This is a genomic window from Flavobacterium sp. RSP15 (assembly GCF_003968755.1).
Classification (GTDB): Bacteria; Bacteroidota; Bacteroidia; order Flavobacteriales; family Flavobacteriaceae; genus Flavobacterium.
The window spans coordinates 1-22155 of record NZ_RYDL01000023.1 but is presented as its reverse complement, the minus strand read 5'-3'; the positions used below and the strand labels follow the sequence as shown (position 1 = coordinate 22155).

Annotated in this window: 21 protein-coding genes; 11 read left to right on the top strand and 10 right to left on the bottom strand. The window is 37.0% G+C overall.

The window, feature by feature from the left end; genetic code table 11:
- Nucleotides 1-318 precede the first annotated feature (318 nt).
- Together EKM00_RS14435 and EKM00_RS14430 are read right to left on the bottom strand one after the other, a co-directional pair.
- Nucleotides 319-624, bottom strand: coding sequence for a helix-turn-helix domain-containing protein (locus EKM00_RS14435; RefSeq protein WP_126456261.1), 306 nt, complete (start codon nt 622-624; stop codon nt 319-321).
- A gap of 5 nt (nt 625-629) precedes the next feature.
- Entirely contained in the window at nt 630-968 is a 339-nt protein-coding gene (locus tag EKM00_RS14430; RefSeq protein ID WP_370453942.1) for a type II toxin-antitoxin system RelE/ParE family toxin, read from the bottom strand.
- Between the two features lie 409 nt (nt 969-1377).
- Here EKM00_RS14430 and EKM00_RS14425 point away from each other — a divergent pair, with 409 nt between their 5' ends.
- The 3 genes from EKM00_RS14425 to EKM00_RS14415 all read left to right on the top strand — a co-directional run bounded on the left by EKM00_RS14425 (nt 1378) and on the right by EKM00_RS14415 (nt 3961).
- On the top strand, nt 1378-2214 hold the full coding sequence (locus EKM00_RS14425) for a tyrosine-type recombinase/integrase (protein WP_233592313.1): 837 nt from the start codon (nt 1378-1380) through the stop codon (nt 2212-2214).
- Nucleotides 2193-3308: an IS91 family transposase gene (locus EKM00_RS14420; protein WP_126516661.1), complete on the top strand. Its 1116-nt coding sequence runs from the start codon at nt 2193-2195 to the stop codon at nt 3306-3308. The genes EKM00_RS14425 and EKM00_RS14420 overlap by 22 nt, the downstream gene beginning before the upstream one ends.
- A gap of 242 nt (nt 3309-3550) precedes the next feature.
- A complete protein-coding gene (locus EKM00_RS14415) occupies nt 3551-3961 on the top strand; it encodes an A1S_2505 family phage non-structural protein (protein ID WP_126516660.1) in 411 nt (136 codons plus the stop codon).
- Nucleotides 3962-4062: 101 nt separating this feature from the next.
- On the opposite strand, the gene EKM00_RS14410 is transcribed toward EKM00_RS14415, so the two are convergent.
- On the bottom strand, nt 4063-5106 hold the full coding sequence (locus EKM00_RS14410) for a tyrosine-type recombinase/integrase (protein ID WP_126516659.1): 1044 nt from the start codon (nt 5104-5106) through the stop codon (nt 4063-4065).
- Nucleotides 5107-5724: 618 nt separating this feature from the next.
- Here EKM00_RS14410 and EKM00_RS14405 point away from each other — a divergent pair.
- Entirely contained in the window at nt 5725-6165 is a 441-nt protein-coding gene (locus tag EKM00_RS14405) for a hypothetical protein (protein ID WP_126463235.1), read from the top strand.
- Between the two features lie 197 nt (nt 6166-6362).
- On the opposite strand, the gene EKM00_RS14400 is transcribed toward EKM00_RS14405, so the two are convergent.
- The 6 genes from EKM00_RS14400 to EKM00_RS14375 all read right to left on the bottom strand — a co-directional run bounded on the left by EKM00_RS14400 (nt 6363) and on the right by EKM00_RS14375 (nt 12247).
- A complete protein-coding gene (locus tag EKM00_RS14400; protein ID WP_126516658.1) occupies nt 6363-7637 on the bottom strand; it encodes a peptidylprolyl isomerase in 1275 nt (424 codons plus the stop codon).
- 33 nt (nt 7638-7670) lie between these two features.
- The gene (locus EKM00_RS14395) at nt 7671-8795 is read right to left on the bottom strand and encodes a peptidylprolyl isomerase (RefSeq protein WP_126516657.1); all 1125 of its coding nucleotides are present in this window, start codon (nt 8793-8795) and stop codon (nt 7671-7673) included.
- A 14-nt stretch (nt 8796-8809) separates the two neighbouring features.
- Nucleotides 8810-9469 carry a gliding motility-associated peptidyl-prolyl isomerase GldI gene (gene gldI / locus EKM00_RS14390; RefSeq protein WP_126456073.1) on the bottom strand — a complete coding sequence of 220 codons (660 nt, stop codon included), beginning with the start codon at nt 9467-9469 and terminating at the stop codon, nt 8810-8812.
- A gap of 3 nt (nt 9470-9472) precedes the next feature.
- A complete protein-coding gene (locus tag EKM00_RS14385; protein ID WP_126516656.1) occupies nt 9473-10477 on the bottom strand; it encodes a DHH family phosphoesterase in 1005 nt (334 codons plus the stop codon).
- Nucleotides 10478-10546: 69 nt separating this feature from the next.
- Nucleotides 10547-11803, bottom strand: coding sequence for a voltage-gated chloride channel family protein (locus EKM00_RS14380; protein ID WP_126516655.1), 1257 nt, complete (start codon nt 11801-11803; stop codon nt 10547-10549).
- Nucleotides 11804-11836: 33 nt separating this feature from the next.
- Entirely contained in the window at nt 11837-12247 is a 411-nt protein-coding gene (locus EKM00_RS14375; protein ID WP_126456079.1) for a RidA family protein, read from the bottom strand.
- 283 nt (nt 12248-12530) lie between these two features.
- Here EKM00_RS14375 and EKM00_RS14370 point away from each other — a divergent pair, with 283 nt between their 5' ends.
- The gene (locus tag EKM00_RS14370; protein ID WP_126456080.1) at nt 12531-13199 is read left to right on the top strand and encodes a hypothetical protein; all 669 of its coding nucleotides are present in this window, start codon (nt 12531-12533) and stop codon (nt 13197-13199) included.
- A 132-nt stretch (nt 13200-13331) separates the two neighbouring features.
- Here EKM00_RS14370 and EKM00_RS14365 read toward each other — a convergent pair whose 3' ends face one another.
- On the bottom strand, nt 13332-13859 hold the full coding sequence (locus EKM00_RS14365; RefSeq protein ID WP_126516654.1) for a hypothetical protein: 528 nt from the start codon (nt 13857-13859) through the stop codon (nt 13332-13334).
- A gap of 198 nt (nt 13860-14057) precedes the next feature.
- Here EKM00_RS14365 and guaA point away from each other — a divergent pair, with 198 nt between their 5' ends.
- The 6 genes from guaA to yidC all read left to right on the top strand — a co-directional run bounded on the left by guaA (nt 14058) and on the right by yidC (nt 22033).
- Nucleotides 14058-15587, top strand: coding sequence for a glutamine-hydrolyzing GMP synthase (guaA, locus tag EKM00_RS14360; protein ID WP_126516653.1), 1530 nt, complete (start codon nt 14058-14060; stop codon nt 15585-15587).
- Nucleotides 15588-15717: 130 nt separating this feature from the next.
- The gene (locus tag EKM00_RS14355; protein ID WP_126516652.1) at nt 15718-17670 is read left to right on the top strand and encodes a PBP1 and LysM peptidoglycan-binding domain-containing protein; all 1953 of its coding nucleotides are present in this window, start codon (nt 15718-15720) and stop codon (nt 17668-17670) included.
- On the top strand, nt 17670-18071 hold the full coding sequence (locus EKM00_RS14350) for an OsmC family protein (RefSeq protein ID WP_126456088.1): 402 nt from the start codon (nt 17670-17672) through the stop codon (nt 18069-18071). Before EKM00_RS14355 ends, EKM00_RS14350 begins: the two co-directional genes overlap by 1 nt.
- A gap of 83 nt (nt 18072-18154) precedes the next feature.
- Entirely contained in the window at nt 18155-18388 is a 234-nt protein-coding gene (locus EKM00_RS14345; protein WP_066082415.1) for a DUF3820 family protein, read from the top strand.
- Between the two features lie 72 nt (nt 18389-18460).
- Entirely contained in the window at nt 18461-20074 is a 1614-nt protein-coding gene (locus EKM00_RS14340; protein WP_126456090.1) for a CTP synthase, read from the top strand.
- A gap of 54 nt (nt 20075-20128) precedes the next feature.
- Nucleotides 20129-22033, top strand: a complete 1905-nt coding sequence (gene yidC / locus EKM00_RS14335; RefSeq protein ID WP_126516651.1) for a membrane protein insertase YidC — start codon at nt 20129-20131, stop codon at nt 22031-22033.
- Nucleotides 22034-22155 lie beyond the last annotated feature (122 nt).

Here is a 22155-nt window from a genome sequence, read left to right as displayed (position 1 = left end):
CAAACTCCATACATAAACACATATAAATTTGCCTGTTAATTTTTAAAACATCACTTGTTTTTTATCATAGAATGCGCTATCGTTGTCCGAAAAATCAGATATCCGAGCGATCGGGTCGCCCAAAGTCCGATTCTAACCACTACAATTACCCTACTGCGACTTAAGAAGAAAGGCTATCAATCAATGTTGGAGATTTACATGGAACTCAACCCATCACTTTGCGAACCGCCGTATACGAGACCCGTACGTACGGTGGTGTGAGAGGCGCACTCCGTCAGTTTCTGGCGGAGCCGTCTACTCGATTGGCGGGTAGTACCTTTATTCGGTTAAACTTAACTTTAAGTGTCCACCTAAACCTAGTCTAATTATTCTCATTAACGTAGAAAGTCTTATATCGCTGGTGTTATTTTCAATTTTAGATATATACGATTTTGTTGTTCCACATTTTAATGCCAGTTGTTCTTGTGTCATTCCACGTTCTTTTCGCATTTCTTGTAACATAACACCAAGTTCAAAGGTCTCGTATTCTTCTTCGTATTTTTCACGTGTTTCGGTTCCTGTTTTCCCGTATTGAGCATCTAAGTGTTCGACAAATGATGTAATTTTTTTATTTTCAGTTTTCATAATCGTTACTTTTTATATTTATTTTCTAAATATTCTGCTTTTAGTTTTTCAGCCATTTTGATTTCTGATTTTGGGGTCTTTTGTGTTTTCTTCTGAAATCCATTTACTAAAACAACAATCTTTCCTTTGTCAAAAAAACTAAAAACTCTAAAAATATCTGAACCGACTTCAACACGAACTTCAAATATTCCGTCTGCACCAGTCAAATGTTTGAAAAACTTTTCAGGGATTCTTTGTTGAGTTGAAATTAACTGTAAAGTCCAGTTGAATTTTTTCTTAACGTCTTCTTTTTGAGCGTTAAAAAAATCAAGATAATAGTCTTCGTAATAAACAACTTCTCTTATAAATTTCTGATTTATTTGGCAAAGTTAGTCAATTAGATAACTTTAGCAAAGTTTTTGACTGGTAATTTTCAACTTTACAGTTCTTTGGTATTCCCGCCAACGTTCATTATTGTCGCAGTTAAGGAAAAATAAGCCTTATATTTCGAGTAAAGACAGATTAAAACAAGTACAAAACAGTAAATAAATTAATAACCAAAGCCTTAATTGCTACAATAAATTGTTGAACTAAACCTTCGGTAGCACCATTGTAGATTTTGATTATCTTACGAAGATAACTAAAATAGAATAGTATGACTACAAAAAAAAGCACCCCGATTCCTTAAGAGAAAACAAAATCCTGAACCAAGCCAAACGGGAAGTTCCGGGTTTCGAGGAACTTTTAAATCGATTTGAGCGAACAGTTTCAGTCTTGGGCAGAAGCCAAAGTACATTCAATAATTATTCGCGCCATGTAGCGGCAATTTCGCTGTATTTCGGAAAAATCCCCACCGAATTAGATGCGGAACAAGTACAAGACTACTTATTTTACCAACAAAAAAAGTCAAAAACACCTTCTCAAACGTATTTTAAACACTGCGTTTATGGACTTCGGTTTTTACTTAAATCCGAAGGACTTCCGTATGAGTTTCTAAAGTTGCCCTCTATAAAGCACGAGAAGAAACTCCCTGTTGTTTTGAGCAAAGAGGAAGTTTGGGCGATGCTTCAAGGTGCCAAACTACTTAAACACAAAATCCTGATCGGTTTGCTCTATGGTTGTGGACTTCGCTGTATGGAAGCCCGAAGTGTACGATTGCAAGATCTAGATTTTGACCGAAAACAACTCAAAGTGGTTCAAGGTAAAGGCAAAAAAGACCGTTATGTACCGCTTTCGGAACATTTAATTCGAGGGCTCAAAAAATACATCGAAGCCGAAAAACCCAAGACTTATTTGTTCAACGGACAACCTATAGGAGGTGCAGGTGGCGATTTTGACAATCGGTATTCACAACGAGGCGTGCAATGGGCGGTGAAGCAAGTCGCCAAGGCAGCAGGTATCAAAAAGGAAGTTCACACCCATACCTTGCGGCACAGTTATGCTACACATTTGCTCGAAGATGGCATGGATATTATGACACTCAAAGATCTTTTGGGACATCAGAATATAGAAACTACGATGGAGTATTTGCAGATTGCTCAGCTAGAAAGTCAACAGAAATTCAGTCCACTTGATACTCTTTTTGCAAAATGCAGCCGCTCTTTGAAGTAGCCGATGCACTGCGAAAAGCAGGTACTGCAATCGAAAATTGGGGATTAAATACTTGGCAACTGCGCACGCTTTACGCCCTTAAAAAATGTAGAACAGCTTCTTTAGGAGGGCATATCGATGGGTGCGATAGCTGTGGCAACATCACCATAAGCTACAACTCTTGCCGCAACCGCCATTGTCCCAAGTGTCAGGGCAACAAACGCGAAGATTGGATACAAGCCAGAAGTACAGAACTCTTACCGGTTCCCTACTTCCACGTCGTTTTTACCTTGCCCGATAGTATTAATTCTCTAGCAATATATCAACCTAAAATAGTGTACGATACTTTGTTTGAAGCGAGCTGGGAAACGCTTCAAAGTTTTGGCAAAGCCAAAGAAATGCAGATGGGAGTGATAGCGGTTTTGCACACTTGGGGACAGCAATTGAGTTTGCATCCACACCTGCATTGCATTGTTCCAGGTGGTGGTGTCGACAAAAACGGACAGTGGCAAAATAGCAGAACCGATGGTAAATTTTTATTCCCAGTCAAAGCCTTGTCGAAGGTTTTTAGGGCTAAATATTGCGCTAAACTCAAGGCAAAATCGCCTATCCAATACGAACAAATCCGGAAAGAATTGTGGCGCAAGCCTTGGGTTGTATTTGCTAAGAAGCCTTTTGGAAGTCCAAAGTCAGTGGTGGAATATTTGGGGAGATACACCCATAAAATCGCCATTAGCAACCATCGAATCAAGAGCATAGACAATGAAAACGTGACTTTTGATTATAAGGATTACCGAGTAGCGGGTGTGAAAAAGCAAATGACACTCACGCACAAAGAGTTTATTCGCCGATTTTCATTGCATATTTTGCCCAAACGTTTTGTCAAGATCCGGCATTACGGTTTTTTGAGCAGCACTTGGAAGCGACAAAAGCTCAAGCTTTTACAAGAAAAGCTCAAAGTGAAAGTCTTGGAAAAAGCAGAAAAAAAAGTCTTTATGCCTAAATGTCCGTGTTGTAAAACAGGAAATTTACACCGAATAGCAGTCTTTGACCAGCGTGGTCCACCTGCTTGGTATCTTGGCGGTAGCCAAAGTTCAAGTTCCTGTAAAAACTAAATTATGGGTAAGGGCTTTTATGTTCAAAAGTGACCTAAAACACCTTAAAACAGATAGTTAAACCACCTAAAAAAAAAGAGCTCCTCTGGACTCTTGATATTCTCTCAAAAATTTTTACGATAAATGCATAGGTTAACGGACGTACAATCGGTTCCGTTCAACCCGGGTTTCATTGTTCGTGCTACGCACGCAACGAATCCCTAGCTGTTATGTGAGGTTGTGGGTTGTATAACAGAAACATTATGATTGAAAGAACAACACCTGAAATTATAAAAGCCATAAGCGAAAAAGAAGTTTTTGTTTTTGGTTCAAACTTATCAGGGAGGCACGGAAAAGGCGCTGCTAAAACCGCACTTGGTTGGGGTGCAAAATACGGTCAAGCATCAGGAATACAAGGCAAAACTTATGGAATACCAACAAAAGATGCAGGTATAAGAAGAACGTTATCAATAGAAGAAATAAAGCCTTTTGTAGATGATTTTATTAAATGGGCGAAATATCATTCAGGAAACATTTTTTACGTCACAGAAATAGGATGTGGACTTGCTGGATTGAAACCAAAAGAAGTTGCGCCACTATTTAAAGATGCTGTAAATGTAGATAATATTCATCTTCCTGCTCGTTTTTGGCAAAAATTGAACAATCTCACATAACTTGTCTATACTCGCTATAAAGTAGCGACTATACACCCTGTTTTGGGTAGATTGTCGCTATTGAGCAGCGCATTGCGATTCAAATATAATAAATTAATTTCTTACAAATCATCAAATGGGCTTTTTATTTGTTGCAAACTTTTCGTACTTACGTGAGTATAAATTTCGGTGGTTTTGCTGCTGCTGTGTCCCAATAATTCTTGTATATATCTTAAATCGGTGCCACTTTCTAATAAGTGCGTTGCGTAGCTGTGTCTGAGCCAATGTAAGGTGGCTGGTTTTGTGATCCCAGCTTTTTGAAGCGCTTGTTTCAACACCTGTTGCAAACTTCTATCATCGTAGGGTTGTCCTTTGATTTGTCCTTCAAATAAATAAGATATAGGTCTATAAACTTTATAATACTCACGAAGCATTTCTAATATTTTTAGACTTAATGGCACAATCCTGTCTTTTTGACCTTTGGCGTTTTTTAGCAAAACTATGTTTCGGTTAGCATCGATATGAACGGGTCGAAGTGCTAATAATTCACCACAGCGTAACCCACAACTATAAATCAGACTCAACATCATTTTGTGCTTAATGTTGCTGTGTGCATTCAAAATCAATTTTATCTCTTCTTTGCTCAATACATTTGGCAAAACCTTAGCCCGTTTTGGTCGGTGAATTTTGTCAATTTCGATTTTGGTGTTTTGTATAGTTTTAAAATATAGCTTAAGGGCGTTTGTAATTTGGTTTTGATACGAAGCCGAAAGATTGTTTTTCAAAATGTATTCATTATTGTACACAATTACATCTTCATTGGTAATTTCAGCAATAGGTTTTTGGTTATAAAAAACCAAGAAGGATTTCAAAGCTTCACTATAGGTAACAACCGTACTTTGGCTATACCGCTTGGAACGCATCCATTGCTTGAGTTTCTCGATTTGAGCAATGCCTTCAGGTGACGGAAAGGAGTAGGTAAGTGCTGGGATTTTAAACCGAATTCTATTTTCTTCCGTATCTGGAATGTGCCAAGCGACTAAAGATTGGCTCCATCTGGAACCGGCTACTGTTTTTATTCGAGTAATTAATTCTTGATTTTTTTCGAAATAGACCGCGATTCTTTTCTCTTTTTTATGTGTAATAATTTTAGCATTCCAGCTCATACTATTTCTTTTGGTGGTACTAAAGTAGCCATTTATTGTCATCTTTCCAAAATAGTGAACTGGCTTCGATGCTAGTTAAAACAATGTGCTTCAATGTGTTTTGCTTCTGGATTCTAAAAATAATATAGGATTATCATTTAAAATGGTATCCGTACAGACTTTAATACTGCCCGTTAAATCTATTACATTTTTAGTCCAGCATTAATGATTAAGCAGCAAGAAAAGGATATAGATACAAGTATTAAAAAAAGTGCTGCCACAGCGAAGGCTGATAAAAGATTTTTAAAGATGCCTGATGAATTAATCGGTGTAAATGGGTGAAATCTCAGGAAAGAAATCCAGCGCTGGATTAAAACAAAACCTTAAATTGTAGTTTTAACGATGGGGATTAAAAAAAATTGAGCACTTTGCCGCCCCGAAAACCGATCCTACTCTGTAGTTTGGCAGCTGGTTTTTTTATACTCGGCTAGATTACTAAAAAGTCTTCAGTTTTTAATGATAAAAAAGGCAAAACATTATAAAAACTTTGCGAACTTTGCGTTCCATAATCAGGATTGGAAAAGGAGCTGTTGCAATACACATTGATTTTTCTATTCACTAAAAAAAAACAGACTACGTATGAAAATAAATCCAAAACACGGCATCGATAAGCTTCTTTTCGGGATGAAACAAAATGATGTTACGGCGCTTTACGGGAAACCAGACCGCAATTATAAGGATGAGGATGATAATGTAATTTTTGCTTACAACAAACTCAAAATGCGCTTGACATTCTATAAGGAAGAAGAGCTGAAATTGGGGTACATTGTCGCATCAAGTCCGGAGTTGGAATTATTTGGATACAAATTGATCAACAGAAAAATTAGTGAGGTCAAAAAAGATTTGGTTACCAAAGGAATCACTAAATTTACTCAGGAAGAGTTTGATACGTTCGAAAATTACTTCAACGAGGAAAACTGGATCATTTTTCAAACAGAATTTGATGAGGTGGTAAAATTTGAGATTGGTGCAATTATCAATCAGAAAGATGAATTTGACTGGAAATTTACAAAGAAATAATAGTGTTGGTTTACGTCTGATAGCACGCAGATGACACGGATGCTAGAGGAAAAACGAATTTTAAGTGTTTTTTAATCAGTGTAAACCAGTTTAAATCCGCATACTGAATAAGATTTATCTAAATGGATTAAATAATAAACCCGACAGTTTTCCTTTGATGAGAATTGTCGGGTTTTATAATTGTCAAATATTTTATTTTATTGTTTTGGAGTTGGCTGTTTTTGTAGCATTTCTAATTCGAACACAAGCATTGTATTAGGCGGAATAACGCCTCCGGCACCTCGCTCGCCATACGCCAGATTGGATGGAATAAAAATGACTGCTTTATCGCCAAAAGCCATATTGTCAAGTCCTTCAATAAATCCGGGTATCATGCCGTCTTTTTTTCCGGCTTCAAACGGGAAGGCTCGGTATCCGTTTTGGGCGGCACGATTGGCATCAAATTTCCCGTAGACTTGATTGACTTCTTCATAGCTGCTGTCAAATAGGGTTCCGTCCTCAAAATAGCCTGCGTAATGAAAATAAAATGTTGCTCCGTTAGCAGGTTTTACTCCGGTTCCTTTCTCTGTTATCTTATACGCTAATCCGGAAGGTGTGATGGTTGCTGTCGCTTTAGCAGCGGCTAAATAGGTTTTTTTAGCGGTTACTACAGCACCGTATTTTTCCATGTATACTCGTTTAGCTTCCGCTTCCAGCGCTTCTCTTTTTACTTTGTTTTCCGCTTCAAAAACAGCTTGTTTGGCTTCGTTTTCTGCATTCGCCAAGTCTTGTTTCTTCTGGTCTTCAGATTTATTGTTGAAATAATCCGTGAACACTTTTGGGGCATCAAATTTTTTGGCCAAAGCGCCTTTTCTCACAATAGTAATCTTTGTAATTACATCGCTTTGCGCAATAGCGTTTACAATAGCCATTCCTTGGGTTACATGACCAAAAACGGAGTGCTTACCATCTAACCATGGCGTTGCTTTATGGGTGATAAAAAACTGACTTCCATTAGTTGCAGGTCCAGAATTAGCCATAGAAAGAATACCGGCTTTGCTGTGTTTCAAGTCCGTAAATTCATCTTTGAAACTATAACCTGGGCCACCGGAACCATTGCCGAAAGGATCTCCAGTCTGTATCATAAAATCTTGTATGACACGGTGAAATTTCAGAGCGTCAAAGAACGGTTTTCCTTTTAGTTTGTCATCAGTGACAAAAGTGTTTTTACCTTCGGCCAGTGAAATGAAGTTCGCAACGGTAACCGGAGCTTTTTGGTAGGCTAATTCCACTACAATGTCTCCTTTGTTGGTAGCAATTGTTGCAAAAATTCCCTCGATAACTACCGGAGCTTTTACCGCAGGTTTCACCGGTTTTTTTACAATTGCTTTTGCTGTTGTCACCGGTTTTTTGGCAGGAATAGATTTCTTGACCGTTTGGGAATGTACATTGACCATTCCCAGAAACAATAAAACCAGAATTTTAAATTTCATAGTGTACTAATTTAAAGACTTATTTTCTTACTATTATTGAGGCATTTTTTCTAATAATTCAATTTCAAAAATGATGTTGGCATTAGGCGGAATCACACCTCCGGCTCCAGCTGCTCCATATCCCAATTGGGATGGAATAAAAATCACGGCTTTGTCTCCAAACGATAATTTTTCGATGCCTTCAATGAAACCAGGAATCATGCCATCTTTTTTACCAGCTTGGAAAGGGATGGGTTGGTAGCCGTTTTGAGCGGCTCTGTTTTCATCGTATTTCCCAAAAGTTTGGGCAATACTCTCGATACTAGCATCAAATAATTCAGCATTTTCAAGAAAACCGGCGTAATGAATGAAGATGCTAGTGCCATTAGCAGGTTTTTTACCTCCGCTTTTTTTGGTGATCACGTATTGCAGTCCTGTTTTGGTTTTTGTTGCTTTGGCTTTCAATTCGGCAAAATAAGCTACTTTTTGTTCGCGGACTTCTTTGTATTTCTCGTTGTAAACTCGCTTGTTTTCAGTATCTACAGCTGCTTTTTTCTTTTGATTCTCAGACTCTATTGCAAAATAATCACTGAATACTTTTACGGCATTAAACTTTTTTGCCGCTTCCCCATTTCGGATAATGGTCACGGATTTGATAAAATCGTTTTGTTCTATTTTGTTTACGACATCCATCCCTTTTTCGACTACATGACCAAAAATAGTGTGCTTTCCGTCTAGCCAAGGTGTAGCAAGATGCGTGATAAAAAACTGACTGCTGTTAGTAGCCGGACCATTATTGGCCATAGCCAGAACGCCTCCTTTATCAAATTGCAAATCAGTAAATTCATCTTTGAACTTGTAGCCGGTATCACCAGAACCCGTTCCTAGCGGATCTCCGGTTTGTATCATGAAGTCTTTGATGACTCTGTGAAATTTTAATCCATCAAAAAAAGGTTTGTTTTTAAGATTGTCATTAGTTACGTAATCATTTTTCCCTTCGGCTAATGCAACATAATTGGCTACTGTAATGGGGACTTTTTCAAAATTTAATTGTACGATGATGTCGCCTTTACTGGTTTCAATTTTAGCGTATAAACCATCAGGGAGATCACTGTGTTCTTCTTTACAGGAGTAAAACGAGGCAATTACCAGGAATGCGAATAAGATCTTTTTTTTCATTTCTAACTTTATTTTTATTGGTTTATAGTGTCTTTAGGGGTACTTGCGACCGGGACTTGTTGTTTGCTCGGAGCTGCGGGTATAACTGTTTTTACTGGTACTTCGTTCTCTTTTTTATAAGTTGCCTCCGATTTAAAGTCACGCAGCGTAACCGTGCAGATTAAGGGCTCGTTGGTGCCAATTTTTTTATCATCACCATGGTAACCGTACCCCATATTTGATGGAAAAAGAAAGGTAACTTTCTCGTTTTTACGCATTAGTTTGATGCCGTCTCGCAATCCCATCATGATGTTTTGTTTGTCAACATAATAAATTTGGGGTCTTAGTTCTATTTCAGAATAAATGATGGCTCCCTTTAAATCTTTTATTTCGTAATCAAAAAAGGCTACATCTCCTTTTTTTGGCGTAAGCGTATCCGTTTCATTTCGGGTTTGATAGGTGTACCAATATCCTTTTTTTGAGGCAAGGTATTTTATGTTTGGGTCGCTTTTGATTAAAGCCTTAATTTTATCTTCTTCGGTGGCCACCAGTTTTTTGTTGCGTTGAATTGATTTTTTCATAAAACTTCCCGAAGCTTGCGAAAGGGGTCTGCGCGCCTCCTGATGCTGCTTGCAGCTTGACATAACCAGAATCGCAAAAAAGACCAGTGCAATAGGTGTGCTGAATTTTAACATGGATTATACTTTTAGCGTTCGTACTAAATCTTCAAATTTTTGTATCGTTTCTGCCATCGTTATTTCTGATTTTCCTCCGGCTGCATTGCGATGTCCTCCACCATTAAAATGATCTCTTGCAAATTGATTCACATCAAAATCACCTTGGGAGCGAAATGAAATCTTGATAATTTTTTCTTCTTTATTTTCTATAAAGATAGCTGTGAACACGATTCCCTTGATGTTTAATCCGTAGTTTACAATACCTTCGGTATCGCCTTTTACGTAATCAAATGAATTCAATTCGTCCTGGCTAAGCTTGGTATAGGCTGTTTTATGTTCCGGAAGTACTTTCATGTTTTGAAGTGCTCTTCCCAATATTTGCAAACGGCCAAAAGAACTGTTGTCAAATAATAAGCTTGGGATTTCTGTGTTCTCAACGCCTAAATCGATTAATTCAGCCACAATCCTATGGGTTGTTCCAGTTGTTTTTGGAAAACGAAAAGAACCGGAATCGGTTAGGATTCCAGTATAAATGCAGGTTCCGATAGTCTTGTCGATATCTTGTTTTTTTCCAAGGAATAAAATGAAGTTGTACACCATTTCACAAGTTGATCCAAAGGCCGTATCAGAGTAGGTGATCGCGGCATAATCATCCGGTTTTTGATGGTGGTCAATCATGATGAAGGGCACCTTTAGCTGGCATAAAACCTGCTCCATATCGCCGGTGCGGTGCAAGGCATTAAAATCTAAGGTAAAAATCAGATCGGCTTCTTCAAGGATTTTTGTACAATTTTGTTTGTCTTTTTCAAATATTTTAATCGTCTCAGAGCCCGGCATCCAAGCCAGAAAATCTGGAAATTCATTGGGAGAAACAACAACGGGCTGGTGTTTGTTTTTTAATAAAAAATGATATAGAGCCAGGGTAGAACCCATGGCGTCGCCATCAGGGCCTCGGTGTGGGATTATGGCAATCTTTTTAGGAGTTGCTAATAACAACTGTATCGCTTGAATGTCTTGTATTTTCATAGATTGCGAAATTACATTTTTTTACTGTAATGTTGAAATGAATTATACAATTAACAAACTTTTAGAGGGTTATAAAAAGTCGGTGTTTCTTCTTTTTAATTTTTGGTACAAATGGTATTTTGCTCCTTTTACAATTTGGGCGTTGTAAATCCCCACGGAACCGGATGTAAAGTAAGCGATGCAGCACGCTAGACCAATAAAAATACCGCTTTCAACACCAAAAATTTCCATTCCCATGACCGTGCAAGCAATAGGTGTATGGGTGGCTCCGGAAAAAACAGCCACAAACCCCATGCCTGCCAAAAGGGCAATTGGCAATGGAACAACCAGCGATAAGGCACTTCCTAAAGTAGCGCCAATAAAAAATAGCGGGGTTACCTCGCCCCCTTTAAATCCGGCTCCCAGCGTAAATCCCGTAAAGAGTATTTTTAGTAGGAAATCATAAGAAGCATTTGGACTCGAAAATGCCTCAACAATCATAGGAACTCCAAGTCCAATGTATTTTGTAGTTCCAATACAATAGACGGCTAATGCAATGAAACATCCTCCCACAAAAGGGCGAAGCGGCGGAGACGATATGGTTTTAGAAAATAACCGACCCCAAAAGTGCGTGCTTCTGGAGAAAAGCATGGCGACCAAGCCAAACAAAATACTCACGAGAACTACCCAAGATAAGGTAATGAAAGTAATTGAAGGGACAAAATGAATAGCATAATGCGTGTGTTGTACCTGCCAAAGTTCCACGGTGAAATAAGCGATGAAAGCAACAAAAAACGATAATAGGATGCTTTTTAAATTGATTTTACTAAAAAAAACAACTTCCAAAGCAAATAAGGCTCCGGCTAAAGGGGTGCCAAAAATGGAAGCAAATCCTGCGCTGATTCCCAGTATGAGTATTGTTTTTCTTTCGGAATTATCGAGTTGAAATAGTTTTGTAAACTGATCCGCAATAGCACCTCCCATTTGTACTGCTGTTCCTTCACGACCGGCTGAACCGCCAAAAAGATGGGTGATCAAGGTGCCAAAAAGTACCAAAGGCGCCATTTTGAATGGAATAATTTGCTGCGGATTTTCGTATTCTTTTAACAATAAATTATTCCCCTTGACGACTGATTCCCCCCAATAGTAATATCCCAAACCTATTGCCAAGCCGCCTATTGGCAAAAGCCAGATGATCCAGTTGTTGTTGTCTCGGGTTTGGGTTACCCACTCTAATGCTACCAGAAAAAATGCAGATACCGATCCGGAAAAAACACCGATCAGGGCACCAATAAAAATCCATTTGAAAAGGAGTGTCGTAATTTTATTCGTTTTTTCTAAACTCATTAGTAGGACAGGCAAAGTGTTTGTGCAAAAGTATTATAATCCGTCTTGAATTAATGATTTTTCAGGGGCTATTGCTGTAAATTCTATTTCAACTAGATATTCAGGACCGACTAATTTGCTGATTTCATAAAAACCAGTGGCAGGTTTTATATCTTTAAAAAATTGAGCATGAGCCTTAGCAACGTATTCAAAAGTAGTAATGTCAGTAGTGAAAATTCGGGTTCTGATAACATCTTTCATACTTGCATCCAAGTCTTCAAGAACTTTTTCGACACGTTCTAAAATATTAAGTGTTTGCGCATAGGCGTCATTAGCTTTTACTTTTTTGCCGTCAACCAGTGCGACAGTTCCGGAAACCTCAATAGAGTTGCCGATGCGTACGGCGCGGCAATATCCCATTTTGTCTTCCCATGGCGAGCCTGTCAGTATGTTTTCTCTTTTCATTGTAGTGGTGTTTAAAGGTTGTTTAGTGTTATAAAAGGCGATGCTTTGGTATGGCATACTATTTGCAAGTTATAAAAAAAAGCGAAATAAAATCACCCGTTTTGTAATTAAAATGTTCCTTTTATGTACCGGTTTTTTATAGTGTTTGGGTATCCAAAATATAATAAAATCGGAAATTATAAGTTATAAATGAAAGTTAAATTAGTGCTTCGTTCTTGATTAAGTACAATAGGTTTTTTATTTTTAAATTTTTACAGGTACAAGAAACCTAATTTTGAAAGTTATGAAAAGGATTTTATTTTTAATGATTACCATCAGCATGTCTCTAAGCGGATATGCCCAAAACGAGTTTAGCTCAAAATTTAAAGCCATTCCCCCTAAAAATACAGCACCAAAAATTAAAAAACCAATTCCGCCGAAAGCGAGTGTTCCACCAGTCAAGACACCTAATGTGTTTAAAAATCCGGAGTTATTAAACCCAAAACCAAGTGCTTCAGCTCCTGTAGCGCCGGCAAATAATTTTTCGATGATTCCTAAAAATGAGTTTATTAATCCGGGAGATGTGTATAGAGACAAATGGAATAAAAAAGAAGAAAAAACAGAAGGTTTGGTGTATCGAAAAAACCAAGATTTAGGCAATTTTACCACGGGATCTGTAACAGCAAAAGTACTGTATCGCGATGCGGCCTACGTTGATGGAGATCAGATCAGGGTGTATCTGAACGATAAAGTGATCCAGTACCAAGTGAATCTTGAAAGTAATTTTCAAGGATTTGAAATCGTCTTAGAAAAAGGATTTAACAAGATTGAATTTGAAGCGTTGAACCAGGGATCTTCAGGGCCCAATACTGCTGAATTCAAAGTGTATAATGATAAAGGAGGTTTGATATCAGGAAGTCAATGGAATCTGGGAACAGGTTTTAAAGCAACCATTATTTTGGTCAAAGAATAGTTGACATAGATCCTGTATTGTAAAAACAAAAAGACCTTTGAAATGAGATTCCAAAGGTCTTTTTTTGTCTTATTTGAAATTTCAGGGTACAATCACTTTGGATTTCGTCAGCCACTAGTTTGATAGCTTTTTCTAAAAAGGATCTGCAGTAACTTGAAATTTCATGTCCGCTTTTATGGAAATATCTTGAGTAATCGCCTCTTTGGTTATCGCTTTTGTTCGAAGTTTAAAACTGGAAGCTTTAACGTATTTGTCTAATTTTTCTGTGGTACAGGTTAAACTCAACGTGTTTGATGTCGCGTTTATATCGTCTAAAAAAGCCAGTTCAATCTCGTCGCTGTCATTTGTTGAAATATAAATATGTATCGATTTTAAAAATGAAAATGATTTGTTAGCAGGATTTGTTACCGTCAATTTCATCTCTTTCAATTTTACATCTTTGACTAATTCGGCATTTGTATTGTTATTTTCAAATGCGGTACTAGAATTAGACGGAACATCTGGAGTAACTAATTCTAAAGCGGTGTTCACTGGAAATCCAGATGGAATGGTAACGGTCGTTTGATTATCTATCGAAAAGGTCAATAAATCATCAATTACATTACATGAAATGATAATAAAGCCAAAAAAGGCAACGACTATAAAATTTTTTGCTTTCATTTTTTCTGTTTTAAGTAGATTATTAGGGCTGCAAATGTACTCTTTTATCTTCTAAACTTAATTTCAGGATAATTCCAAAATGGACTAAAAGGCTAATTCTCTTTTAAAAGATAGGAGAAATTATTTTGGCGATCCAAAATAAAATAAATATTTTAAAATTCGATTTTTCAATTCAAAATATAAAAAGTATTTTTGCACATGCAACACAACGTACTTATTTTAGATTTCGGATCGCAATACACACAACTTATTGCTCGTAGAGTTCGCGAATTAAATATATTCTGCGAAATCTTCCCATACAATCATTTTCCGAGTGATTTATCTTCTTACAAAGCCGTAATCCTTGGTGGTAGCCCTTTTTCTGTTCGAGGAGAAGATGCGCCACATCCGGATTTATCTCAAATTAGAGGGAAATTACCTTTATTAGCCGTTTGTTACGGAGCCCAATATTTATCTCATTTTAGTGGAGGTGAAGTGGCAGCTTCAAATACAAGAGAATATGGTAGAGCTAATTTATCTTTTATAAAAGAGAATGAAGTGTTCTTCGAGGGTGTTTCTGAAAACAGCCAAGTTTGGATGAGCCATAGCGATAGCATCAAAGCATTGCCTACTAATGGAGTAAAACTTGCCAGTACCCAAGATGTGGAATTTGCAGCTTACAAAATAGAGGGTGAAACCACGTACGCCATTCAGTACCATCCGGAAGTTTTTCACTCAACCGACGGATCTAAAATGTTAGAGAACTTTTTGGTGAAAATTGCGGAAGTACCTCAAAATTTTACGCCAAATGCTTTTGTTGAAGAAATGGTGGCTGAATTAAAAGAAAAACTACAAGACGATAAAGTGGTTCTCGGACTTTCTGGAGGAGTAGATTCTACCGTGGCAGCAGTTTTATTACATCAAGCGATTGGTAAAAACCTGTATTGTATTTTTGTAAATAATGGTTTGCTTCGTAAAAATGAGTTCCAGAACGTACTGGATCAGTACAAAGGAATGGGTTTGAACGTAAAAGGAGTCGATGCCGGTGATCGTTTTTTATCTGAATTAGCAGGTGTCAGCGACCCGGAGACCAAACGTAAAATTATAGGACGTGTCTTTATCGAAGTTTTTGATGATGAATCGCACCTTATACAAGATGTAAAATGGTTGGCACAAGGTACTATTTACCCGGATGTTATTGAATCCGTTTCTGTAAAAGGACCATCGGCAACCATAAAATCACACCATAATGTTGGCGGTTTACCGGATTACATGAAACTAAAAATAGTAGAGCCATTGCGCATGCTTTTTAAAGATGAGGTACGCAGAGTAGGGGCTTCTTTAGGAATAGACCCTGAATTATTAGGCAGACATCCTTTTCCAGGACCAGGACTGTCCATCAGAATTTTAGGAGACATTACCCCGGAAAAAGTACAAATTTTACAGGACGTTGATGCTGTTTTTATTGACGGATTAAAATCTTGGGGACTGTACGATAAAGTATGGCAAGCCGGAGCCATTTTACTTCCCGTTAATAGTGTAGGAGTAATGGGAGATGAGCGTACCTATGAGAAAGTAATTGCATTACGTGCTGTAGAATCTACAGATGGTATGACGGCAGATTGGGTACATCTTCCCTATGATTTCCTGATGAAAGTCTCGAATGACATAATCAACAAAGTAAAAGGGGTTAATAGAGTGGTGTATGATATCAGTTCAAAACCGCCGGCAACTATTGAATGGGAATAATACTTTACTATTTAGTCCTTTCTAAGAACAGCTTTTTTTAATGTTCCCATATAAACGGTATCAAATTTTTTAAAATAAAATTTGGTACCGTTCTTGTATTACTAATTTGAATAATTTATAAATGAAAACGATGAAATATTTTTTTGTAATTTGTATGGTGCTGTTGTTGTTCAATCATGATAGTGTTTTTGCACAAGAAAAAAATACAACGCACAAAGTGGCGAAAGGGGAAACAATTAACGAAATTGCTCAAAAATACAAGGTCACTCCATTTGATATATATCAACTAAATCCGGATGCTCAAAGTGGATTGAAACCAAACAGTATTTTGCTGATTCCTAAAAAAGGGGGCAACCAAAAACCGTTGACTGCGACTATACCAGGTGCGAAGGCTATAATTCACGAAGTGACACCAAAAGAAACGCTCTATGGTATCGAAAAAAAATATGAGGTAACGGATGAAGCTTTAAAAGAAGCGAACCCTTTTCTTGAAAACGAGGGTCTTCAAATAGGGCAGACGCTTATTATTCCATCTAAAAATGGGTTAAAAAAAACAGTATCAAATCAGGATAAAGTAGTGTATCACGATGTGCTTCCAAAAGAGACTAAATACTCAATCGCGAAATACTATGGAATTACCATTGCAGAATTAGAGCAGAAAAATCCTGAAATAGTTTCCGGTTTACCCATTGGATATAAATTGCGTATCAAAGGGAATCCCGAAACTTTGGGGCCAAAAGCAGATAAAACGGAAGCAGCGTTTGCGTCCAAAGAAGAAATGGGAGAAAATAATGTACAACCAGCCAAAGTACTCTTTAGTTACCGTTCCTATGTTATAAAACCGAAAGAAACACTGTATAGTTTGTCCCGAATGTTTAATTTGAGTCAGGAGGAATTAATTGCTTTAAACCCCGCTTTATCTCAGGGCGTGACAGAAGGTATGATTTTGAAAGTTCCGTCAGCGACTCCTGTTTTGCAAGAAATTAAAAAAGAATATACCGTATTGTCAAATAATAGCGCGAACAGGAAAAAACTAGTGCTTCTTTTGCCCTTTAATATTGCAAAAATGGAGGTGGATACTGCAAATTCGATCATCACCCGCTTGAAAAACGACAAGTTTTTGAATATGACTTTAGATTTTTATGCAGGTGCATTAATGGCCATAGATTCTGCCAAACAATTGGGTCTTTCTCTTGATGTGAGTATCTATGATTCCCAGGAAACTAAGGATTATTCTAATATAGTAGCATTAATTAAGCGAAATAATTTGGAAGATTCAGATGCTATAATTGGACCATTTTATCAAAGTAACGTCGAGATAACGGCTGAATTACTTCATAAACGCCAGGTTCCGGTAATCTCCCCTTTATCAAAAGATGTTGGTAACTCCCTTAGTAATTTATATCAAACCATTCCAACGACCACTGAGGTTAAAAATGCGATGTTCAATTATATGCGAACCAGAGGAGGCGTTATTATAGCAGTAGTCGATAGGAAAAAAGAATCTGTAATTCAGTTTATAAAAGAAAATCATAAAGACGTTAAATTTGCAACTCTTAATCCAAATGGCAGTGTGTCTCCCGAAAATCTACAGCGTTTATTTGTAAAAGGCAAAATGAATTACGTGGTGATGGAAACCGAAAACACGAGTATGATCAAGGCAACTATGGCCACTATGTTGAGTGCTATGTCTGCGTATCAAGTGCAGTTAGTAATTCTGGAACCAAATGAAACATTAGATACGGACGAAATTAATTTTGTGAATTTGACAAAATTGAAATTAATGTATCCGTCAGTTGCTCGTGAAAATGAAACTCCTGAAGCATTAATTTTTGAGAAAGAGTTTAAAAACAGAAATAAAATTACTCCAAGTGCTTATGCAATTCGTGGTTTTGATGTTACTTTTGACACGATGATGCGTTTGTCACAAGATAAGAAATATCAGGAAACAGTAGACTTTACGGCAACGGAACAAATAGATAATAAGTTTGAATTCTATAAAAAAGAAGATGGTGGGTATACCAATAAAGGAATTTATATTTTATATTATGATACCGATTTAATCATAAAAGAAGCAAAATAATGACATCAATAGTAACGTATTTAGGGGATTTAAGAACCTCTTCTATTCATTTGCAATCCGGGACTGAAATTTTTTCGGATGCTCCTTTAGATAATAATGGGAAAGGAGAAGCTTTTTCTCCAACGGATGCGGTTGCCAATGCTCTGGCAACTTGTATGATGACCATTATGGGAATAAAAGCACGAGATCTCGAAGTGGATTTAAAAGGATCTACCGCTGAGGTGGTCAAAATAATGAAAATGGAACCCAGACGTATTGATGTGATAGCGATTAATTTTGAGATGTACGGAACTGCTGATGTAAAGAATAAAAGAATACTGGAAAGAGCAGCAATGACCTGTCCTGTATTCCTGAGTCTGCATCCCGAAATCGAGAAACGAATTATTTTTAACTGGAATTAAATAGTCTTAGGAAGCAAGAGACAGGAAACAAAAATGATTATTTCTTTTTGTTTTCCTGTCTCTTGCTTCTTTTTTATTATAAAATGGATCAAAACCAAAAACAACTCATCAAGCTAGCCCATACTAAAATGCCTTTTGGTAAATACGAAGGCTGGTTTCTTATCGATATCCCGGAATACTATATTGTTTGGTATAGCAATAAAGGGTTTCCTAAAGGGGAACTAGGGGAACAACTGAAATTAATTTATGAATTGAAACTCAATGGTCTGGAAGAGTTAATTCGAAATATAAAAAAACGGTACCCAAAACCGATTTAATTTTCAATTTGACAATTTATAATTGTACTTTTGCCACGTTTTTTACACAACTACAATACAAATAACAACAGAATGAATCAAACGAAATATATTTTTGTTACTGGCGGTGTAACTTCTTCTTTAGGGAAAGGAATCATTGCAGCATCTTTGGCAAAATTGTTACAAGCTAGAGGATACCGTACAACCATCCAAAAGTTTGACCCATACATTAATGTAGATCCAGGGACATTAAATCCTTATGAACATGGAGAATGTTATGTGACTGATGATGGTGCCGAAACGGATTTGGATTTAGGGCATTACGAGCGTTTTTTGAATGTTCCTACTTCTCAGGCGAATAATGTGACTACAGGAAGAATTTATCTTTCGGTTATTGAAAAGGAAAGAAGAGGAGAGTTTTTAGGAAAAACAGTACAAGTAGTTCCTCATATCACCAATGAAATCAAGGAAAGAATGCAGTTGCTTGGAAATTCCGGCGATTATGATATTGTCATCACTGAAATTGGGGGTACAGTAGGAGACATTGAATCCTTACCTTACATAGAATCTGTTCGTCAATTAGTTTGGGAATTAGGAGAGCATAATGGGATTGTAATTCACCTTACTCTGGTTCCTTATTTAGCTGCCGCGGGAGAGTTGAAAACAAAACCAACCCAGCATTCCGTAAAAACCTTGATGGAAAGCGGAATAAAAGCAGATATTTTAGTGTGCAGAACGGAACACGAAATTTCTGAAGAATTACGCAATAAACTGGCTTTGTTTTGTAATGTAAAAAGAGAAGCTGTTATTCAGTCTATTGATGCTTCCACGATTTATGAAGTGCCGAATCTAATGCTGGAAGAAGGACTTGATGTTGTGGCGTTAAAAAAATTAGATTTACCTAAAAAAGCGGCTCCGGATTTAAAAAACTGGAATACTTTTTTACGCCGATTGAAAAATCCAAAGCATACCGTGAATATTGGTTTGATAGGAAAATATGTAGAAATGCAGGATTGCTACAAATCTATTTTGGAAGCATTTATCCATGCCGGTGCAGCTAATGAAACAAAAGTAAATGTGATTTCAATTCATTCAGAACACATTGATGCGAATAATATACAGGAAAAATTCTCAGGTTTAGACGGAATTCTGGTTGCTCCAGGTTTTGGAGAAAGAGGAATTGAAGGAAAAATTGCTGCCGTGCAATATGCCCGTGAGAATAAAGTGCCGTTCTTCGGAATTTGTTTGGGGATGCAAATGGCCATCATAGAATATTCAAGAAATATGTTGGGTTATAAAGATGCTAATTCAACTGAAATGAATGAACACACCGCTTATCCGGTAGTAAACCTCATGGAAGAGCAAAAAACTATCACGGATAAGGGCGGAACAATGCGTCTTGGTGCATGGAAATGCGACATCAAAAAGGATACATTAGCCTATAAAATTTACGGAAAAGAAACCATTTCAGAACGCCACCGTCACCGCTATGAGTACAACAGTAAATACGTTACTCCATTAGAAAATGCCGGATTGATGGCTTCAGGCGTAAACCCTGATACGGGATTGGTAGAAATTATAGAAATAGAAGATCATCCGTTTTTTATTGGCGTGCAATACCATCCAGAATACAAGAGTACGGTTGCAAATCCGCATCCTATTTTTGTGAATTTTGTGGCAGCAGCCGTTCAGGCAAAGAAAAAATAACTGAAAACGATTGGGTTTCAGTAAACCTAAAATTTATAACTTTTTTTAATTATAATGGAACAAAAAAAATTTGACCTCAATTCGATCATAGGTTTTGTATTAATTTTTGGTATTTTGGTTTTTATCATGTACCAAAATCAACCTGATGAGAAAGTAATTGCCGCTGAAAAAGCACAAAAAGAGTTGGTGATTCAGGAAGCTAAAGCAAAAGAGTTAGAAGCTAAAACGGTTGCAAAAGCGACAATTGCGGTTGCTGCAACAGGAGATTCAACACAACTGGCGCAGTTACAAAAAACCTTAGGAAATTTTGCCTATTCTGCAACACTACCTTCTGCAAAAGCAGGCTTTACAACTATCGAAAACGAATTGGTTACATTAAAAATAGCCAATAAAGGGGGATATATTGTGGAAGCTACCTTGAAAAAGTTCAAAAAGTTTGAGAAAAAATCCGGACAATTAGTACAATTGATCAAAGACAACAATGCCAATTTAAATGTACAATTGCTGACTAGTGATAACCGTACGTTAAATTCAAAAGACTTGTATTTTGAGCCTACATTAACAAAAATAGGAGCAGATCAAATATTGTCTATGAAATTGAAAGCGGGTGCTAATGAATTCTTGGAATACAAATACGTGTTGAAACCAAACGAATATATGATTGGTTTTGACATTCGTTCCCAAGGGTTGAATAAAGTATTGAATACCGCCAAACCAGTAGATTTAGAGTGGGATTTAAAAACCTACCGAAACGAGAAAAGTGTTTCGTATGAAAACCGGTATACTGAAATCTATTTTGAACATGAAGACGGAAAAATAGATTACGCAGGATTGGGTCAGACGGAAGAATCTGACTTGGATAAAGCTACTTTTATCGCTTACAAACAGCACTTTTTCTCTACGATTCTATTAACAAAAACCCCTTTTGAAACGGCTAAATTAAAGTCAACTAATTTAGTTCTGGATGACAAAGTGGATACTACTTTTACAAAACAATTTAATGCTAACATTCCATTAGCATTTACTAATGGCGAATTAGATCACAAAATGAGTTGGTATTTTGGTCCAACAGATTATAAGACATTACACTCATACGATCAAAATCTGGAAAAAATTATTTCACTGGGTTGGGGAATTTTTGGGTGGATAAATAAGTTTATCTTTATTCCATTATTTGCCTTTTTAAGTTCTTATATTTCTTATGGAATTGCGATAATTATTTTTACAATTCTGATAAAAATAGCAATGTCGCCTATTACTTTTAAATCGTTCTTGTCACAGGCTAAGATGAAAGTGTTGCGTCCTGAAATAACAGAATTGGGTGAAAAATTCAAAAAAGACCCCATGAAGAAACAACAGGAAACAATGAAGTTGTATAACAAAGCGGGAGTAAATCCTATGGCAGGTTGTATTCCAGCATTGATTCAACTGCCATTTATGTATGCTTCGTTTCAGTTTTTCCCATCGGCATTTGAGTTAAGACAAAAAAGTTTCCTTTGGGCGGATGATTTATCGTCTTTTGATGAAGTAATCCGTTTGCCTTTCTATATTCCGTTTTACGGAAATCACATCAGTTTGTTTCCTATTCTGGCTTCGATTGCTATTTTCTTTTACATGAAAATGACTTCTGGAGACCAGCAAATGGCTGCTCCACAACAAGAAGGAATGCCGGATATGGCAAAAATGATGAAAATTATGATATACGTGTCGCCAATCATGATGTTGTTTTTCTTTAATAGTTATGGTGCGGGATTGAGTTTGTATAACTTTATTTCGAATTTGATTACCATTGGAATTATGATTGTCATCAAACGATACTTTATCGATAGTGATAAGATTCATACTCAAATTCAAGAGAATAAATTGAAAGAGCCCAAAAAGCAAGGTAAATTCCAGAAAAAACTGCAAGAAGTGATGGAACAAGCCGAAGCTCAAAAAGCACAACAAAAGAAAAAATAATGCATAAAAAAAGCTCTCAAATATTGAGAGCTTTTTTATTAGAGTAATGTCCCGTCCTGAAATAGCGATACACAAAAAGTATCCTAATGGAAAAACATGAAGAAACACGCTATGTGAAGCGG

Bases quoted from the DNA above. Each gene is read 5' to 3' on its own strand.
- gldI (WP_126456073.1), bottom strand. From the start codon at position 9,469: ATGTTAAAATTCAGCACACCTATTGCACTGGTCTTTTTTGCGATTCTG.
- EKM00_RS14345 (WP_066082415.1), top strand. From the start codon at position 18,155: ATGGATCAAAACCAAAAACAACTCATCAAGCTAGCCCATACTAAAATG.
- EKM00_RS14365 (WP_126516654.1), bottom strand. From the start codon at position 13,859: ATGAAAGCAAAAAATTTTATAGTCGTTGCCTTTTTTGGCTTTATTATC.
- EKM00_RS14420 (WP_126516661.1), top strand. From the start codon at position 2,193: ATGCAGCCGCTCTTTGAAGTAGCCGATGCACTGCGAAAAGCAGGTACT.
- EKM00_RS14435 (WP_126456261.1), bottom strand. From the start codon at position 624: ATGAAAACTGAAAATAAAAAAATTACATCATTTGTCGAACACTTAGAT.
- EKM00_RS14370 (WP_126456080.1), top strand. From the start codon at position 12,531: ATGAAAAGGATTTTATTTTTAATGATTACCATCAGCATGTCTCTAAGC.
- EKM00_RS14400 (WP_126516658.1), bottom strand. From the start codon at position 7,637: ATGAAATTTAAAATTCTGGTTTTATTGTTTCTGGGAATGGTCAATGTA.
- EKM00_RS14340 (WP_126456090.1), top strand. From the start codon at position 18,461: ATGAATCAAACGAAATATATTTTTGTTACTGGCGGTGTAACTTCTTCT.
- EKM00_RS14405 (WP_126463235.1), top strand. From the start codon at position 5,725: ATGAAAATAAATCCAAAACACGGCATCGATAAGCTTCTTTTCGGGATG.
- EKM00_RS14355 (WP_126516652.1), top strand. From the start codon at position 15,718: ATGAAATATTTTTTTGTAATTTGTATGGTGCTGTTGTTGTTCAATCAT.
- EKM00_RS14375 (WP_126456079.1), bottom strand. From the start codon at position 12,247: ATGAAAAGAGAAAACATACTGACAGGCTCGCCATGGGAAGACAAAATG.
- guaA (WP_126516653.1), top strand. From the start codon at position 14,058: ATGCAACACAACGTACTTATTTTAGATTTCGGATCGCAATACACACAA.
- EKM00_RS14350 (WP_126456088.1), top strand. From the start codon at position 17,670: ATGACATCAATAGTAACGTATTTAGGGGATTTAAGAACCTCTTCTATT.
- EKM00_RS14385 (WP_126516656.1), bottom strand. From the start codon at position 10,477: ATGAAAATACAAGACATTCAAGCGATACAGTTGTTATTAGCAACTCCT.
- EKM00_RS14415 (WP_126516660.1), top strand. From the start codon at position 3,551: ATGATTGAAAGAACAACACCTGAAATTATAAAAGCCATAAGCGAAAAA.
- yidC (WP_126516651.1), top strand. From the start codon at position 20,129: ATGGAACAAAAAAAATTTGACCTCAATTCGATCATAGGTTTTGTATTA.
- EKM00_RS14380 (WP_126516655.1), bottom strand. From the start codon at position 11,803: ATGAGTTTAGAAAAAACGAATAAAATTACGACACTCCTTTTCAAATGG.
- EKM00_RS14410 (WP_126516659.1), bottom strand. From the start codon at position 5,106: ATGAGCTGGAATGCTAAAATTATTACACATAAAAAAGAGAAAAGAATC.
- EKM00_RS14395 (WP_126516657.1), bottom strand. From the start codon at position 8,795: ATGAAAAAAAAGATCTTATTCGCATTCCTGGTAATTGCCTCGTTTTAC.